The organism is uncultured Mobiluncus sp. (assembly GCF_963511525.1).
In the GTDB taxonomy this organism is placed as follows: Bacteria; Actinomycetota; Actinomycetes; order Actinomycetales; family Actinomycetaceae; genus Mobiluncus.
Genome location: NZ_CAUPIY010000004.1, coordinates 21,081 through 37,497, shown reverse-complemented (window position 1 = coordinate 37,497; position 16,417 = coordinate 21,081). Strand labels below are relative to the sequence as shown.

The window sequence follows — 16,417 nt, the reverse complement described above, 5'->3', positions numbered from 1 at the left end:
GTCCTCCTGTTCAATAGGCCTTTTGGGTGCATTCCCCGGGCGGGCGGCATTTGTCCGGTCATTTGTACAAGCCGAACTGGGCTATTCACATTTCCCCCACCACCCCTTACACTAAATTTTGCGGTGTAATTTCGGGAAAACCGAAATCCGCCCCGCCCGAGGGCAAGGAATGTTCCTCGGTGATGGGTTGACGCTAGGCGTTTGGCCCCTCAGAAATGACCCCAAGGATGGTGGGAGCGATGACCACGTTAATTGTGGATGGATACTCCGTCGCCATGTCGCCAGGCATGTCAGCGGCGGGTTTTTCTGCGCCCGGCGCCGGCTCTTCTAATCAGTCTGGCGCCTCCGAACTCCCCTCGCCCAGCTCGGAACCCAGCTACGCACCCTCGATTGATACTTCCGGTATGCCCTCTCACCTGGCTTATGCCGTGAACAGTTTCGTGTCCAGCGATGGTGGTGCGGCGCCGATTCGCACCAGTTATGCAGCTGGCTCCGCGTCGAGCCCTCGAGACAGTTTGATGCCACGAAGCCGGATTTCTGGGGAAGCTGTGGGTTTGTCAAAGTTTTCCTCCCCGCCACCCTCCAGTTCCAAAAATGTGCGAGCGGGAGCCGCCCAATCTATCCAAACCAACACTATGGCTCTAAACGCCTACCGAAATGTGTTTTCGGCCCAGCAGATCCTGAACCAGTCCCTGCAGCGACTCTCGACGGGACGCCGGATCAATACGGCAGCTGACGATGCGGCCGGATTGGGAGTTGCGGAAAGTGTTAAATCCCAAGTGTTGGGCACCAAACAGGCGGTCCGTAATGCTCAGGACGGCATTTCGCTGGTGCAAACGGCCGATGGGGTATTGGGAACCGTGCACAGTTTGTTGCAGCGGATGCGAGTCCTCGCGGTGCAGGGCGCAAATGCTAGTAATACCGATGCAAACAGTACCTCTATAGCTGGCGAGATGGACGCGCTGCGCCAAGAAATCGGGCGTATCGGCCAGGCTACCGAAGCGATGGGCCGGAAAATTTTGGGAGGCCGCTACACCGAGCCAGCCGACGCCCTGCGTTTTCAGATTGGAGCGGGGGCGACCGAATTTGACACCATCGCGATTACTTTTGTGGACGTGGTGGACATCGCCCGTGCCCAACTGGGTCAGATTCCTCAGGATGCCGGCGCTAACGCTTTCCGGGAAGCCATCACGAACATTGACGACCAAATCGAGGTCATCTCTGGGGCGCGAGCCAGCCTGGGAGCGGTGCAAAACCGTTTTGAATCCACCATAGACTATCTCAATGTCTCGGTGGAAAACTTGTCTTCTGCCCACGGTCGCATGCAGGATGCGGACATGGCGGTGGAAACCATGAACTATATGCGAGGCCGGATCCTGAGCCAATCTTCCAACGCGGTGTTGTCCCAGGCGCTGTCTGCTCCCCGCGGAGTTTTGACGCTGCTCAGCGCAGCTTAGCCTCAGTCCGCGGTGAACTGTGCCGGTCGTCATTACCCTATTGAAACGAAAATGTCAGCTAAATCGGGAATTTCCCTTGATTGTGCGAACAATTGCAGTAAAATTAAATACTGGAATGAGTTTTCCTAAAGTTTCTTGTCTGCCATCCGATTGAGGGGTTTGTCAGACAGGAAGTCTGGCGCAAGGCTACCAGGACGGTAAAATGCCGGCTGGTCTAATCAGGAGGATTTTAAAATGGCTTTGTCTATTAATCAGAACATCATGGCTATGAATAGCTACCGTAATTTGTCGGCTACTCAGGGTGGCTTGGCGAAGTCTTTGGAGAAGTTGTCTTCGGGTTTCCGTGTTAACCGGGCGGCGGATGACGCTGCTGGTTTGGGGATTTCTGAGGGTCTGCGTTCTCAGGTTCGTGGTAATGGTCAGGCTGTGCGTAACGCTCAGGATGGTATCTCTTTGGTGCAGACTGCTGAGGGTGCGTTGAACGAGGTGCACGATATGCTCCAGCGTATGCGTGTGCTGGCGGTTCAGGGTGCTAACGGTACGAACAGTGAAGCGAACAAGGGTTCCATTAACGAGGAACTGACCGCTCTGTCCGAGGAAATCGGTCGTATTGGTAAGGTGACTGACTTCAACGGCTTGAAACTGCTCGACGGTGATCACACGGTTACCTTCCAGGTTGGTGCTAACGCTACTGCGGATGACACCATCGCGGTGAAGAGTCAGAACATCAGTGGATACAAGGATGACCTGAATGGCAAGATTACTGCTGCTAAGGACAACAAGACCTATCAGGCTCTGATTACGGAGCTGGATAAGAAGATTGCTGATGCTTCGACTAAGCGTGGTTCGTTCGGTGCGGTGCAGAATCGTTTCGAGCATACGATTAACAACCTGAATGTGGCTGTTGAGAACTTGGCTGCTTCTGAGTCTCGTATCCGTGATACTGATATGGCTGCTGAGATGATGCAGTTTACTCGTGGACAGATTCTGTCTCAGGCTGGTACTGCGATGCTGGCGCAAGCCAACCAGGTTCCCCAGGGTGTGCTCTCCCTGCTGCGCTAAGTTTATAGCGCTAGTTTGAGAGGCACGGCTGGCTGTAACCCGGCTCTAGCTTACAGGGACCCCCGCTCTCGCGGGGGTCCCCCCATTTAACCTGTCCTCGGAATTGACAGGTCAATTTGTGAATTTTTCTAAACTTTTTGTGAATGTGTCCGATAATAGTGTTTGTCGGACAGGAAGTCTGGCGCAAGGCTACCAGGCGGTGTGTTGCCGGCTGGTCTAATCAGGAGGATTTTAAAATGGCTTTGTCTATTAATCAGAACATCATGGCTATGAATAGCTACCGTAATTTGTCGGCTACTCAGGGTGGCTTGGCGAAGTCTTTGGAGAAGTTGTCTTCGGGTTTCCGTGTTAACCGGGCGGCGGATGACGCTGCTGGTTTGGGGATTTCTGAGGGTCTGCGTTCTCAGGTTCGTGGTAATGGTCAGGCTGTGCGTAACGCTCAGGATGGTATCTCTTTGGTGCAGACTGCTGAGGGTGCGTTGAACGAGGTGCACGATATGCTCCAGCGTATGCGTGTGCTGGCGGTTCAGGGTGCTAACGGTACGAACAGTGAAAAGAACATGAGTTCCATTAACGAGGAACTGACTGCGCTGACCGAGGAAATCGACCGTATTTCCAAGGTGACCGACTTCAACGGCTTGAAACTGCTTGATGGCTCCGTTAAGAAAGGGGTTGTCTTCCAGGTTGGTGCTAACGCCACTGAGAATGACACCATCAAGGTGGACGGCCAGGACATCAGTAAGTACAAGGAAGACTTGGCCAAATTGATTTCCAAGCCGGGACAGAACGCTGGTGATCCTGCTGAACCGGTTGCTAAGGATAACGCTTCCTATCAGGCTCTGATTACGGAGCTGGATAAGAAGATTGCTGATGCTTCGACTAAGCGTGGTTCGTTCGGTGCGGTGCAGAATCGTTTCGAGCATACGATTAACAACCTGAATGTGGCTGTTGAGAACTTGGCTGCTTCTGAGTCTCGTATCCGTGATACTGATATGGCTGCTGAGATGATGCAGTTTACTCGTGGACAGATTTTGTCTCAGGCTGGTACTGCGATGCTGGCGCAAGCCAACCAGGTTCCCCAGAGTGTGCTCTCCTTGCTGCGCTAATCTTAGCGTAGCGGTACGGTGGAGTTTCGCCGGAAACAATCCACTGGATTGTTTCTTATCGGCTCCACGCACTGACGTGGTGGCTCATGCGCCTTCGGCGCTGCCATCACGGGCCGTAACCCGGCTCTAGCTTACAGGGACCCCCGCACCCGCGGGGGTCCCCCCATTTAACCCACCCACTAACCCACGCCTAGCCCGTACGTGTTGCGGGTCTGCCGCTCCCGCCACCCCTGCTTGCGCCGCAGCCTGCCGTTCTGTTGCGGTGTAGCCTTATCTTCCTTGCCCATTGCTTTTATGGAGTCGGCTCTGCCCGTTTTGCTGCGGGTTTGTTGCTTGGGGACGCTCGCGAGAGGCGGAAGGGTGCCCCCTCGCGTTTTGCGCGACTATTGTCGCAAAACGCTCACCAGCCTCTCGCTTTTACGCCCCTCGCCGCTCCTCACCCCGCCGCCGCCCCGGCCTTGTGCCCCCGCTAGCCAATACTGCTGGGTATCGCAAAACCTCAATAATACTCTTGTGTTATATAACTCAGAGGTTATATAATTGTGCTGTGTGGGAAATCGAAGTGAGCCTGATTGAAGAATGGCTGCTCGGGCTGTAATCCCCAGACTACGATTTGGTCTTGGCGGCGCTGGAAATCCTTGAATCCGAGGGGCCAACTTTAGGCAGGCCCCTGGTGGATTCAATCGCACATTCACAAATTAAGAATCTCAAAGAACTGCGTCCAGGTTCCTCCGGTCGGACGGAAATCCGGATTCTGTTCGTTTTTGATCCCTCGCGCAAGGCGGTCATGCTGGTCGCCGGGGACAAATCTGGCAGTTGGAATGAATGGTATAAGCGAAATATTCCTTTGGCTCAGCGCCGGTATCGGGACTATTTGAATCAGCAAAAAGACGTGAGGTGAGAGTGATGACGACTCTGGACGAATTAAAAGCGAAGCGGCAACCGAACCGGGAGGCTGTGGAATCGCACAAACAGCGGATGTTGGCGCAGACGCGGGCCTACCGTTTGCGCGAGCTACGCGAGGAAAATGCCATGACGCAAGCGCAGCTGGCGCAGAAGCTCGAAGTCAACCAGGCCCGGGTTTCCTCTATCGAGCGGGGGAACCTGGCTCAGACCCAGGTCAGCACGTTGCAGCGTTATGTGGCCGCTTTGGGTGGCAAGCTCCAGCTCGTCGCCCAGTTTGGGGACGAGTCCGTGCGGATTGCCTGAATTCGGTGGCATCACGCCGGGATTGGGCGCGTTAATCCTATTAATTTGGCTCGGTGTGCCATATATGGCACACCGAGCCGTTTAAATAGGTTTTATTGCGGTTCACAAGGGCGTTGCGGCAGGTGTGCTGTAAGTCGCAGGGGCGTTGTGTCCCGGGTGTGGTTTTCCCGGGTTTTGGTTGTTGATTTTGGTGCGGGGTCGTCGCTTGGGGGCGCTCGCGAGAGGCGGAAGGGGGAGTGCCCCCTCGCGTTTTGCGCGACTATTGTCGCAAAACGCCCACCCCCCAGCCTCTCGCTGAGTCGCCCCCGCCGCTCCTCACCCCGCCAACCCCCGCACCGGCCTTGTGACCCAGAGTCTACGCGAACCGACCCCACCCGCACCGGCCTTATGCCCCCGCGAGTCGCCCGCACCGCCCTTGTGACCCCACCGCCCCCGCACCGGTCTTGTGACCCCGCCGACCCCGCCAGCGCCAAAACCCCGCGCCGGCGGGGCGAATCGGTAAGATAAAAACGTAAGGAACAAAACGGCTCAGGGGAGGCCCGGTGCAAATCAAGCAAACACTGGCACATATGACCGCGGGGGTTGCGCTGGCGGCGCTGGCGGCAACCGGGCTGGCGGCGTGTTCCAGCCCCGCGACCTCGGACCAAAGCCTGAATAAACCGGGGAACTCAACCGATACCCTAATCAACGCGGCGGCGACCGAACCGGAGCGATCCCTGATTCCGGCCGATTCCTCGTATTCATCGGGAGCTACGTTCGTCAGCCTGCTGTTTTCCGGCTTGTCCTACCTGAACCCGGACGGAACCATCGTAAATGAGCTGGCCACCGCGGTGGTGCCGAACCCGGACTGCACAGAGTACGACATCCAAATCCGCTCGGGCGAAGTGTTTTCCGACGGCACCAAGCTGAAATCTGACAACTTCATTCGGGCTTGGAACGACGCCGCCAGAGCCTCCAATCGGCGCCTGAAAGCGGGGCTGTTCGCGCCTATCGAGGGCTTTTCCGCCACGGCGAACCAAGACTTGACCGGCCTGCAGCGCCTGAGCGACATGCACTTCAAAGTCCACCTGACCCAGCCGACCTGCGATTTTCCGATGCGTTTGACCGACCCGGCGTTTGTGCCGCTGCCGGATTCCGCCTTTGACTCGGCCGGCAACGTGACTTCGGGGTTTGGCGAAAACCCCTACGGCTACGGGCCGTACATGCTGGCGCGGGAGGGCGCCTGGGAACACGGCATTCAGCTGACTTTGGTGCCCAACACCCGCTATCACGGACCGCGCCAAGCCCAAAACTCCGGACTGGCTTTCAAGTTCTACCACGACCCGGACCAAGCCTACGAGGACCTGACCAGCGGCGCTTTGGACATTGACGAGGAACTGCCGGACAGCGCGAAAGACAGTTTCACCGAACAGCTCCAGGATCGCACGCTCACCGTGTCCTCGGCGCACGTGAAATTCCTGGCCATCCCCTCCAGCGGGCATTTCGCGCTAAACACCGACGAGGGTAGGCTGCGCCGCGCCGCCGTGTCCCAAGCCATCAACCGCGAGGACATCGTTAAACGTTTCTTTAACGGCACCAGGGAGGTCGCCACTGATTTCGTGACCCCCACCCTTGCGGGTCACACCGCGAAGCTACCGGGTAACGAGGTGCTGACCTATCGGCCTGACGTCGCCCGAAGCTTGTGGGACCAAGCAAACCAGATTTCGCCCTGGACAGAGGGAGACACCTTTACCATCGCTCGGCCCGATAACGGGTTGAATGCCTGGATTGATGTGGCTTTGGGGACCATCGGGTCGACTTTGGGGATTCACACCGCGGGCAAGTCTTACCTCGATCAGCGCGCCATTGATATGGCCGTGACCCGCGGCGATATCGACTCGGCTTTTCTGGTGGATTGGCAGTCGCCCTATCCGGGGATGCATTCCTACCTGCAGCCGTGGTTTGCCACCGGGGGTTATGCCAACAGTATTGGGTATTCCGCCCCGGATTTCGATGCGGCTCTGAATCACGCGCGCGGCGTGAGCGAGGACGCGGCGGCCAACCGAGAATATCAGCACGCCGAGGCGATACTGCTGCGTGACCTGCCGGTTTTGCCGCTGTGGCACGCGAAGTCCCTGATTGGGTGGTCCCCCCAGGTTAAGGACGTGGAGTCGAACTGGCGGGGCAGCGTGCAGTATTGGAAAGTCGCCGAGAATTAGGCGCTGGAGCCGCGCCAAAAGATGCCAAACAAGTGGCGTAATCTTAGGTCAGGGGATAAACTAAAAGCTGACTAATCGTGACTTCAAGGAGGGACTCGGGCTATGGGCCGTGGCCGCCAAAAAGCTAAGCAGCAAAAGGTCGCACGCCGACTGAAATATGAGACTCCGGAAATGGATCTCGAGGCGCTGCAGCGGGAACTATCAGGCAAGTCCGGTGAGGATTCGTGGGACGATGATCCCTACGCTAAATACGCTGAACCCGATTACGATAAGTGGGCTGATTACGCTGACGACGACCCTGACCAGGGCGATGATGGCGGAGACGCCGCGTGAAGCCGGGGTTGCCCATCTTCGGTAATGCTGCAATGACCTGCTCCGCTGACTTGGCTCGACACGACTCTGACGATAGACCGCACGATGAGTGCGGTGTTTTTGGTGTCTGGGCACCGGGCGAGGAAGTCGCGCGCCTGACCTATTTCGGCATTTATGCCCTGCAGCACCGCGGTCAGGAATCGGCCGGTATCGCCGCTTCGGACGGGTCCAAGATTTTGGTTTACAAGGACATGGGATTGGTTTCTCAGGTGTTCAAAGACCGGGACTTGGCGTCCTTGCAAGGTCACCTCGCGTTGGGTCACGTTCGCTATTCGACCGCCGGGATGTCCTCTTGGCAAAACGCCCAACCAACGCTGGGTCCCACCGCTTTCGGAACCCTCGCGATGGCGCACAACGGGAACCTTGTGAACACCCGGGGTCTGCTGGAAGAACTGCTGCCCGCGGAGGGGAAACCGACCTCCGGCCCGGTGAGCCCCGACGAAAAACCCGTGGCCCCCGGAACGTCCGCCACCGGCCCTTTTGCGTCCCGAAAATTGGAGGAATCGGCTGCCCAAACCGTCGCTGACGTGAAAGAGCAAAAGGCTCACGGCCTGCAGGATTCCTCGTCAGACACGATGCTGCTGATGAAGCTCATTGAGTCCGTGTCCACCCAGGCTGTTTCGATTGGCGGCGAGCCGCCGCTGTTGAGCGTCATGCGGGAAATCCTGCCGAAGCTGGACGGCGCGTATTCCCTGGCATTCATTGATGAAACCACGCTTTATGCGGCTCGCGATCCGCAGGGGATTCGGCCCCTGGTGCTGGGACGGCTGCCGAACGGCTGGGTGGTCGCCTCCGAAACCGCCGCGCTGGACATAGTTGGCGCGACTTTTGTGCGTGAAATCGCTCCCGGAGAGTTGATTGCCATCAACGAAAACGGGGTTCATTCCGAAGTTTTTGCCCCGGCTCGGCCCGCGGGCTGCGTGTTTGAATACGTGTACCTGGCCCGACCGGACACCACCATTGCGCGGCGCTCCATCGCCGCTGCACGCCGTTCGATGGGGGCCGCCTTGGCTCGCGAACATCCGGTCGAGGCTGACCTGGTCATGGCGACCCCGGATTCCGGGACGCCGGCCGCTATCGGCTACGCTGAGGAATCCGGGATTCCGTTCGGGCAAGGCCTGGTGAAGAACGCCTACGTGGGCCGGACTTTCATCCAGCCGACCCAAGCCATGCGCCAGATGGGGATTCGCCTGAAACTCAACCCGCTGCGTTCCGTCATTGAAGGCAAACGCCTGATTGTGGTCGATGATTCCATCGTCCGGGGCAACACGCAGCGGGCCGTCATCCAGATGTTGCGCGCGGCTGGCGCCGCCGAGGTCCACGTGCGGATTTCCAGCCCGCCGGTCATGTGGCCGTGCTACTACGGGATTGATTTCGCCACCCGCGCCGAACTCATCGCCACCGGTATGGATATTCCTGAAATTTGCCGTTCCATCGGGGCGGATACCTTGGGCTACCTGTCCTATGAGTCCATGGTCGAGGCTACCGGCCAGCCTGAAAATGAGCTGTGTACCGCGTGCTTCTCCGGGCGATACCCCACCCGTTTGGCGGACCTGGAGACCGCGGGAGCCCTCCCGCCGGGAGTGACCTTTTGTGGGGGAAAGGAGTGACCGGCATGAATTTTGGCGATGTTCCAGCCGAAAACACCACCGCGAACAGCGCTAACGCCTACGCGCGCGCCGGAGTGGACACCCAAGCTGGCGACCGGGCGGTGGAACTGATGAAAACCGCGGTGCAAGCCACCCAAGGGCCGGAAGTCTTGGGCGGCACCGGCGGGTTCGCGGGCCTCTATGATGCCGCGGCCGCGGGGATGACCACCATGCGCCGCCCGCTGTTGGCGACGTCTACCGACGGGGTCGGCACCAAGATTGAGCTGGCCAAAGCGATGCGGATTTATGACACTATCGGTCAAGACCTGGTGGGAATGGTCGTTGACGACCTCACCCCGGCTGGGGTGCGGCCCCTGTTCATGACCGATTACATTGCCTGTGGTCGGGTCGTCCCCCAGATGATTGCGGCCGTGGTCGAAGGCATCGCCCGGGCTTGCCAGGCAGTGAACTGCGCGCTGGTGGCGGGCGAGACGGCCGAACACCCCGGTGTCTTGGGGGTTGAGGATTTTGATGTGGCCGGAGCGGCGACCGGAGTAGTGGACGCGCCTCGATTGCTGGGACCACAGCGGGTTTGTGCCGGGGACCTGGTGGTGGGTTTTGCTTCCAGTGGCTTGCATTCCAACGGGTATTCCCTGGTGCGCCGGATTGTGACTGACGCGAGGGTGGATTGGGATTCTTCGATTCCTCAGTCTTACGGGGTGGCGGCGCCGAGCGGTTCGCCGTTTGCCGAAGCTGCTGACTATACCCTGGGCCTGGCCTGTCTGGAACCGACCCGGTTGTATTCCAAGCTGTGTTTGGAGCTGGAAGATTCTGGCTGGCTCGCTGCCCGCCAAGCTGGCGATTTTGCCGGGGAACTGGACGGAAACCGGGTTCACGCGTTTGCTCACGTGACCGGTGGCGGTTTGGCCGCGAATCTGTGCCGGGTCATTCCCGCTGGGCTACACGCGGTGGTGGACCGTGCGACTTGGCAGGTGCCGGGGATTTTCCGCTACCTGATGGATTTGGGCGGGGTGGACGTGACCAGCGCCGAGGACACCTGGAACCTCGGAGTGGGCATGGTGGCTATCGTGCACCCTGATTTCGTGCCCGCCACGATGATGGCGGCACAGGTCGCCGGCATGGAGTCTTTTGTCATGGGACGTGTCAGTGATGGCGTTCCCGCAGGTGAGCGCCAGATTTCGGGGACTAAAGGGGTTGCCGGAGGAACCGTGGCGATGCTCGGTGAATACCGGTTTTGAATCCCGGCAACCAGGAGTGGCGTGATTATAGGGGGAATATAGCCCGATAGCTGCCATTATTGGCAGCTACCCGGCTATTCTCCCCCTTTAGGGACAAAAAATGAAGTTACCGGTGGCGGCGGCGCAGTTTTGCCAGCAACAAAACACCGGCAACCACCCCGGCCGCGATACCCAGTTTCTTTTGCGAATCCACATCGCCTTCCACCGCGTCAGTGAAGGTCACCTTGGCTTGCTGCGCAAAATTCTGGGCTTTCGCTTTCGCTTCTTTGACCTGGTTGGCCGGACGGAGCCGATCCACCAACTGGTCTACGGTCTGACCCATATCGGAGCGGGCGGTTTCAATCTGACGCTCGATTTCCTCCGGGCTACCGTTAAACTCTTTTTTCTCTGCGATGTTTTCGCTCATTTTTCCGCTCCTAAATCCGGGCGCTTGATGGCTGCCTTCAGCGTCGCAACGTCGCGCTTAACGTGCTTTTGGGGTTCCGGGATGTTTTCTTTGGCGCGTTTCACCGCGGACAGCCCGATCAGAACCAAAATCGCGGTCAACACCAGCAAAACCGCCGCGGTGAGCAAAGCGCCCCACGCAGCGAAACCAGTCAGCGCCGTAAACCCATAGAACATTGCTTTAATCAAATAACCCAGCATGAACAGGGCCAACACGCCAGCTGCCGCCAGCATTCCCGCCGCCAAACCAAACCGAGACCCGGCGGCCTTGGCCTGGGCTTTCATCAACGCGACCTCAGCCCTGAACAGGTCAGAAATCTGGGTAGAAAATCGCGCAAACAGCGCCCCCAGAGATAATTTCGGTTCTTCTATAGCCATAAGGGCCTCCTCGTCGACGTCACTTAAAACCTAGTTTACTATTTTCACAAAATCTGCGTTTAGGAAGCGAGAGTCGCCATGAGCGCCGGGGTTCGCAAAATTTTTCGCGCCGGCCACGCCGCCGCCAAAACCGCCAAAACAACAGCCGCCGCGACAAAACTGAGCTGGCCCAGCACTGGGATTCCCCACTCTCCCAGACCGAAGTCACGCAGCAGCCAGCGCCACAGCATGCCGATAACCAGCCCGGAAATCCACCCCAGCCCTGCTCCCAGTAGCGCCAGGAAAAATGCCTCCCACCGCAGCGAAGCCCGCACTTCCCGCGGGGTTAGCCCCAGCACCCGCAGCAGGGCAAAACTCTGGCGCCGTTCTACCATCGCCAGCGCCAAAGTGTTCACAATCCCCAAAATGGCGATGATGATTGATAGCCCGAGCAGCGCATACATCAGCCACAGCACTTGTGTGGTGGTTTGCGACAGGGCGTGGGACAGCTCCACCGGAGTAAAGACCCGGTATACAAAGAACGGGTTGAGGCTGTGCTCGATCTGGTTTTTTGCCTGACGGATTTCAGCCGGGGTGGGTGCGGCATTCTCGCTCTGAAGGTTCACAAAAATGTACTGGTAGGTCAGGGTTTCGGGGGCCGCCGCTTGGCGCAGATACTGTGGATCGAGGAAAATCGCCGCGTTCAGCAGGGTGGAGCGGACTATTCCGGCGACTTTGGTGGAGTAAATCCCGCGGGGACCCGTCACCGTAATCGCGTCCCCGACCTTCCACCCTTCTCGGGCGGCGTCACGGGCGTTCACCAGGGCTTGGCCGTTTGCCAGTCCCTCCACGTCACCGGCCTTGACCTGCAGGGAGACGAGGTTCTTGGCTTCGTCCGCGGTGATACCGGCGGCAGTGAGCGACCGCGTGGGATCTTGTTCGAGGCGCACCAGCATCGTGGTGCTAAAGATATTGGCGTTGGCGAAGCGTACTCCGTCCACTTTCCGCAGCGCGGCGAGGGCTTTCTCAATGTTCGTGGACGGCTGCAGTGAGGCCACGACCAGGTCGGAATGGACTTCTGAAACGACCCCGGCCTGTAGGGACTTGCGGGCGGAATCGGCCAGGATGCCGCCGGTGGTGGCGATGGCTATGCCGATGACCAGGGCGGCTGCCCCCAGGGAGGTGCGGCGGGGGTAGCGGCGCAGGTTACGCAACGCAAAATGTGCCGGCAAGCGGTGCAAGCGCTTAAACAATGCGGCAAAAATCCACAGGAATGGGCGCAGCAGGACTGGAGTCAGCCACAGCACGCCACACAATCCCAACAGTGAAGCCGCCAGGGCCAGCACTGTCGCCCGCGTCCCCACTCCCGACTGGGACGCCTCCACCAGCGCCCCGGCACCGAGGCCAACGGCCACGAACAGGACCACCAACCCGAAAATCGTGGCGCGGCGCAGACGGCTTTTCGGGGCGGGAGCGCTGGCAGCCAGAGCATCCAGCGGGGGCATGCGCCCGGCGCGCCGCGCCGGAATCAAGCAGGCCACCACGGTAATCAGGACTCCCAGAGCCACAATCGCCAGCGCCCGCACGAGCCCCAACGGCACACCGGAAGTGAACACCCACCCTTGTGCAGTGAGAATTTGCCGGGCACCCAGCACCAGCGCCAGCCCTACGCACTCGCCCAAAATGGACCCGACCAGCCCAATCAGCAGGGCTTCGCCGGTCACCAGCAGCTGCAGCGACCGGGGAGTGTAGCCCGCAGCGCGCAGCATTCCGAGCATCCGATAGCGGGAAGTAACCAGAATCCCGAAAGTGTTGGCAATCAGGAAGGCGCCCGCCAGCAACGCCAGCGCCACAAACGCCTGGGCCAGCAGGTTCACCAGTCCGACCGTGCGGGCCACGGCCGCGGACTGCTGTGCGCGCAGCGCGGCACCCGTCAAAATGACAGCATCGGGACCGACCGCGTCTTGGACGCGTTCTTTGACATTGTCGGGGTCGGCCACGGGCGCCACATGGATGCCGATGAGCTTAATTTTGCCGGTGGGGGAAAACCAGGTTTTCGCGTCCTTACCGTCCACGAAAGCCAAGGTGGCGGTGCCGAGCGAGGCTTTGAACTGGGCCAGGCCCACGACTTTCAGGCGGTGGGTCGCTCCGGCCCAAATCAGGGTGGCGGTTTGGCCGGTTTTCAGTCCGGCCCGTCGCGCCGTGTTCACTTCCAGCATGACCTCTTTCGGTCCTTGCGGCAGGCGTCCCGAGGTGACTTCCGGGCCGGGCGGATAGGGAAAAACGCCGCGCACCAGAGTCGGGGTGAGCCCTATCGAAACGGGGCGTTTGTCCTGATTCAACAGGACAGCCTGCCCCTCAAAGCGGGGTGCAGCGTGGGCGACCCCGTCGACCGCTTCGATAATCGGCACAAGTTCGTCGCTGATGTTGCCGCGCGCCTCCAGGTCTCCCGCGGGGGCGTCTTTCGTGGGGGGCGCCACGGCATAGAGGTCCCCGGACAGCGTCGCGGTGACGGAGGACTTGGCCGCGTCCGTCATCAGGTCGGTTATCCCCAAAGTGGCGGTCAAGAACGTGATGCCCAGCACGACGGCGAACACGGTGGGGAAAAAGCGGTAGCCGCGGCGGGTGATTTCGCGCCAAATGAGTTTCCACATGGCGTTTACCGGCCTTTAGGAGGGTATCTCAAAGATTGGGTGCGCCAGTTCGGGGTCGGGGTTTCCGGCGCGGCCGAGCCGGGGGTCGTGGGGTTCGTGGGGATTGAGGGGGTTGGCGAGCCGGGGGCAGAAGCGCGGGAAGTGTCAGTGGCGTCCGGCGCGGCTGGGGTGGACGGGGTGGATGGGGCTGACGAGACTGACGAGACTGACGGGCCGGAGGTGCGTCCGAGGTTTCGCAGTTCGTCCTGCAAAGTCGCCGAACGAGCTCCTGCCTGGGCTAACATGGCGTCTGCCCGGGCAATGAGCAGTTCTTGGTCGGGGGTCTTCCCATGGCTGGGCAAGCTCGGGCTGCCGCCGTAGGGAGTTGATGTAGCGGCGGTGCGCCGTGTCCGCAGCGGGGGCGTCGGTTCTGAGGTGCGTGAGGCGCGCGGCGCGGGAGATCCCTGCAGGGTTTCCGTGGCGTCATTAATCGCCGCTCCCGAAGCTGCCAGGAGCTTCTCCGCCTGCTCAATCATGGCCAACAGTTCGCTCTTGCCTTCAGCTTCGGCCAAGTGAGGGTCGATGGCGGGTCGGCGCGACCGGCGCGGTCCTTCATAAGTGCGGGAAGTGGCGGGTTCCGGTCTCGGTGTAGGTTCGGGAAGGGGTTCCGGGGCAGTTGTCGCAGCGGGCGTGGGTTGCGACTCGGGTTGGCGCGCGAACGTGTCCGGAGCCATTAACGGGGTTTCTGGCTCATAGGTTCGCCGAGTCTCCGGGAGGGGTTCAAAAGTCGGTTCCGGCGCGGCCGGCGGTTCGGGCTGCGGTGTGTGCCGAACGGTAGCCCGCACCCCGGTAGGGGACATCGTGTCGTCTCGCGCGGCGAATCTATCAGGAGAATCAGGGCGCGCCGGCGCGGGTTCGTCCGGGCTCGCTTGGAGTGATTCGGGGGTAAACGATTCGGAAAGAATCCGGGACGAAGCCGAACTGGGCACTAGCGTGGGGGTATTGCCCGCCCAGGCGTTCGTGGCGGGCGGCGCGACCGGCAGCGGGACTGGCGGTGCAACTGGCGCAGTTGCATCTGTGGGAAGCACCGGCGGCGCAGCCGGTGTGGGCGTATTCGCTGCGATACCTCCCAGAATCGGACGGCGCGACAGGGGAGACGCCACCAAGTCCCCTTCACCATCAACAGTGGGCGCGGGCTGGTCCGTAAAATCGAACGGATTGAACCCGGTATCACCAAAATCAGCAGCCGGGGTGTCAAAGCTACCAGAGGAGTCGGAGCGAGCGGCTGCCAACTCGGCAGACCCGGAAATCACGGAATCAAAGTCGCTGCGCCCCTGGGCGGCAAAACCCTCGCCACCGGCTACATTATCCTGAGCCTCCGGGGGATTGGCGGACAAAGCCGACAGCGGCTGACCCAACAAATCATTAGTGTCGTCCGGGGAGGCAGGCTGCGCCACGGACATACTGGGCCACTTGAAATCGCCGCGGGCCAGGGAATCTGCCAGTTCGTTCGGTTCGGGGTTGGCCTCGGCGATGCCCAGGTCGGCAAAAGTCAGGGCGGTATCGCGCCGACGCCGCGTCGGGGGAGGCGGTGCGGGTACAGACGCCGGTCTGGGCTTGGGGGCATCTGCAATCGGGAACGCGCTTTGCAAGTAAGGAGAAATCGGGGAGGTCTGCTCTGTACCCGATGCCGATTTTGGCAAAACCGCGGCATCATCCGTGGGTGATTTGGCCTGTTCAAACTCGGTTTCCGCCTCGATTTTTGGCAAACTCACGACGCCGGTCAAATCGTTTTCCGAGGCTGGCGAATACACGTCTCGCAAAGCCGCGGGAGCGCCCAGCTGCCCCGCGCGTTTCCGAGCTTGGCGCACGTCACCGAGATTTTGCTCCGCTTCGAGGATCGCCTCGCGGGTCGGGTTCGTCAGTTGGGCGACGATTTGGCCGTCAAATAGGAACAGCACCCGGTCAGCGTATTTCGCGGCGTCCGGTTCATGGGTGACCATGATGACTGACTGTTCCCAGTCGCGCGCGGCTGCCCGCAAGAACGAAAGTACCTGAGCCGATGACGCCGAATCGAGGTTCCCGGTCGGCTCATCAGCGAAAACGACCTCCGGAGCGGGCAGTAACGCGCGAGCACAAGCGACCTTTTGCTGTTGACCCCCGCTCAGCTCGGAGGGAAAGGCGCTCAGTCGCGATTCCAAATCCAGCTCTTTGACCAGCGTTTTCAACCGGCGCCGATCCGGTGACTGGCGGCGCACCATCGCCGACAACTCGATATTTTCCGCGACAGTCAACGTGGGTACCAGGTTAAACGCCTGAAAGATAAACCCAATATTTTCGCGGCGAAACCGGGTCAGCTCCGCGGCATCCAGCTGGGACAGGTCGCGACCGGCGACCGTGACTGTCCCGGATTGAAACGAATCCAACCCCGCCAAAATGTGCAGCAAAGAGGATTTCCCAGACCCGGAAGGCCCCATAATGGCGGTGAACTGGGCGCGGGGAAAATCCACGTCCACGTTATCCAAAGCCGTAACGGCACGCTCCGTATCAGCCTGACCATAAATTTTAGTCAGACCGCGGACGCTGATGAGGGGATTTGAAACCGGAGAAAGCGTGGTGGAAAATCTCGGTGATGCCGCAGGGGATTGATTGACCAAGTTTCGCCTCCTTTCTCTGCATTCTTTCATATTTACCGCCAAGGTGCCGGTTTCCACGCCCAAAGAAAATCCAA

At 59.9% G+C, this 16,417-nt stretch carries 13 protein-coding genes; 9 read left to right on the top strand and 4 right to left on the bottom strand.

Annotated elements, in window-relative coordinates:
* The first annotated feature begins 239 nt into the window (after nucleotides 1-239).
* The 9 genes from RQ935_RS04150 (at nucleotide 240) to purM (ending at nucleotide 10,252) form a co-directional block, all read left to right on the top strand.
* The gene (locus RQ935_RS04150) at nucleotides 240-1,457 is read left to right on the top strand and encodes a flagellin (protein WP_311497341.1); all 1,218 of its coding nucleotides are present in this window, start codon (nucleotides 240-242) and stop codon (nucleotides 1,455-1,457) included.
* Between the two features lie 234 nt (nucleotides 1,458-1,691).
* Nucleotides 1,692-2,519: a flagellin gene (locus RQ935_RS04145; protein ID WP_311497340.1), complete on the top strand. Its 828-nt coding sequence runs from the start codon at nucleotides 1,692-1,694 to the stop codon at nucleotides 2,517-2,519.
* A gap of 236 nt (nucleotides 2,520-2,755) precedes the next feature.
* The gene (locus tag RQ935_RS04140; protein WP_311497339.1) at nucleotides 2,756-3,625 is read left to right on the top strand and encodes a flagellin; all 870 of its coding nucleotides are present in this window, start codon (nucleotides 2,756-2,758) and stop codon (nucleotides 3,623-3,625) included.
* A 613-nt stretch (nucleotides 3,626-4,238) separates the two neighbouring features.
* Nucleotides 4,239-4,526 (top strand): type II toxin-antitoxin system RelE/ParE family toxin, encoded by a 288-nt coding sequence (locus RQ935_RS04135; RefSeq protein WP_311497338.1) that lies wholly within the window; start codon nucleotides 4,239-4,241, stop codon nucleotides 4,524-4,526.
* A gap of 5 nt (nucleotides 4,527-4,531) precedes the next feature.
* Nucleotides 4,532-4,834: a helix-turn-helix domain-containing protein gene (locus tag RQ935_RS04130; RefSeq protein ID WP_311497337.1), complete on the top strand. Its 303-nt coding sequence runs from the start codon at nucleotides 4,532-4,534 to the stop codon at nucleotides 4,832-4,834.
* Nucleotides 4,835-5,376: 542 nt separating this feature from the next.
* The gene (locus RQ935_RS04125; protein WP_311497336.1) at nucleotides 5,377-7,032 is read left to right on the top strand and encodes an ABC transporter substrate-binding protein; all 1,656 of its coding nucleotides are present in this window, start codon (nucleotides 5,377-5,379) and stop codon (nucleotides 7,030-7,032) included.
* A 102-nt stretch (nucleotides 7,033-7,134) separates the two neighbouring features.
* Nucleotides 7,135-7,365 carry a DUF3073 domain-containing protein gene (locus tag RQ935_RS04120; RefSeq protein ID WP_299293929.1) on the top strand — a complete coding sequence of 77 codons (231 nt, stop codon included), beginning with the start codon at nucleotides 7,135-7,137 and terminating at the stop codon, nucleotides 7,363-7,365.
* Nucleotides 7,362-9,014: an amidophosphoribosyltransferase gene (gene purF, locus RQ935_RS04115; RefSeq protein ID WP_311497335.1), complete on the top strand. Its 1,653-nt coding sequence runs from the start codon at nucleotides 7,362-7,364 to the stop codon at nucleotides 9,012-9,014. Before RQ935_RS04120 ends, purF begins: the two co-directional genes overlap by 4 nt.
* A 5-nt stretch (nucleotides 9,015-9,019) precedes the next feature.
* Nucleotides 9,020-10,252, top strand: a complete 1,233-nt coding sequence (purM, locus tag RQ935_RS04110; protein WP_311497334.1) for a phosphoribosylformylglycinamidine cyclo-ligase — start codon at nucleotides 9,020-9,022, stop codon at nucleotides 10,250-10,252.
* A gap of 106 nt (nucleotides 10,253-10,358) precedes the next feature.
* Here the strand turns inward: purM and RQ935_RS04105 are convergent, their stop codons facing one another.
* The 4 genes from RQ935_RS04105 to RQ935_RS04090 are packed head-to-tail and all read right to left on the bottom strand — an operon-like array spanning nucleotide 10,359 to nucleotide 16,343.
* Nucleotides 10,359-10,658 (bottom strand): DUF3618 domain-containing protein, encoded by a 300-nt coding sequence (locus tag RQ935_RS04105; RefSeq protein WP_311497333.1) that lies wholly within the window; start codon nucleotides 10,656-10,658, stop codon nucleotides 10,359-10,361.
* Complete coding sequence (locus RQ935_RS04100) at nucleotides 10,655-11,074, bottom strand: phage holin family protein (RefSeq protein WP_308536565.1); 420 nt, start codon at nucleotides 11,072-11,074, stop codon at nucleotides 10,655-10,657. The genes RQ935_RS04105 and RQ935_RS04100 overlap by 4 nt, the downstream gene beginning before the upstream one ends.
* A gap of 59 nt (nucleotides 11,075-11,133) precedes the next feature.
* Nucleotides 11,134-13,707 (bottom strand): FtsX-like permease family protein, encoded by a 2,574-nt coding sequence (locus tag RQ935_RS04095; RefSeq protein WP_311497332.1) that lies wholly within the window; start codon nucleotides 13,705-13,707, stop codon nucleotides 11,134-11,136.
* A 5-nt stretch (nucleotides 13,708-13,712) separates the two neighbouring features.
* On the bottom strand, nucleotides 13,713-16,343 hold the full coding sequence (locus RQ935_RS04090; RefSeq protein ID WP_311497331.1) for an ATP-binding cassette domain-containing protein: 2,631 nt from the start codon (nucleotides 16,341-16,343) through the stop codon (nucleotides 13,713-13,715).
* Nucleotides 16,344-16,417 lie beyond the last annotated feature (74 nt).

Excerpts from the sequence above, each read along its gene's own strand:
- RQ935_RS04150 (WP_311497341.1), top strand. The coding sequence starts at position 240 with ATGACCACGTTAATTGTGGATGGATACTCCGTCGCCATGTCGCCAGGC.
- RQ935_RS04145 (WP_311497340.1), top strand. The coding sequence starts at position 1,692 with ATGGCTTTGTCTATTAATCAGAACATCATGGCTATGAATAGCTACCGT.
- RQ935_RS04140 (WP_311497339.1), top strand. The coding sequence starts at position 2,756 with ATGGCTTTGTCTATTAATCAGAACATCATGGCTATGAATAGCTACCGT.
- RQ935_RS04130 (WP_311497337.1), top strand. The coding sequence starts at position 4,532 with ATGACGACTCTGGACGAATTAAAAGCGAAGCGGCAACCGAACCGGGAG.
- RQ935_RS04120 (WP_299293929.1), top strand. The coding sequence starts at position 7,135 with ATGGGCCGTGGCCGCCAAAAAGCTAAGCAGCAAAAGGTCGCACGCCGA.
- purM (WP_311497334.1), top strand. The coding sequence starts at position 9,020 with ATGAATTTTGGCGATGTTCCAGCCGAAAACACCACCGCGAACAGCGCT.
- RQ935_RS04105 (WP_311497333.1), bottom strand. The coding sequence starts at position 10,658 with ATGAGCGAAAACATCGCAGAGAAAAAAGAGTTTAACGGTAGCCCGGAG.
- RQ935_RS04100 (WP_308536565.1), bottom strand. The coding sequence starts at position 11,074 with ATGGCTATAGAAGAACCGAAATTATCTCTGGGGGCGCTGTTTGCGCGA.
- RQ935_RS04095 (WP_311497332.1), bottom strand. The coding sequence starts at position 13,707 with ATGTGGAAACTCATTTGGCGCGAAATCACCCGCCGCGGCTACCGCTTT.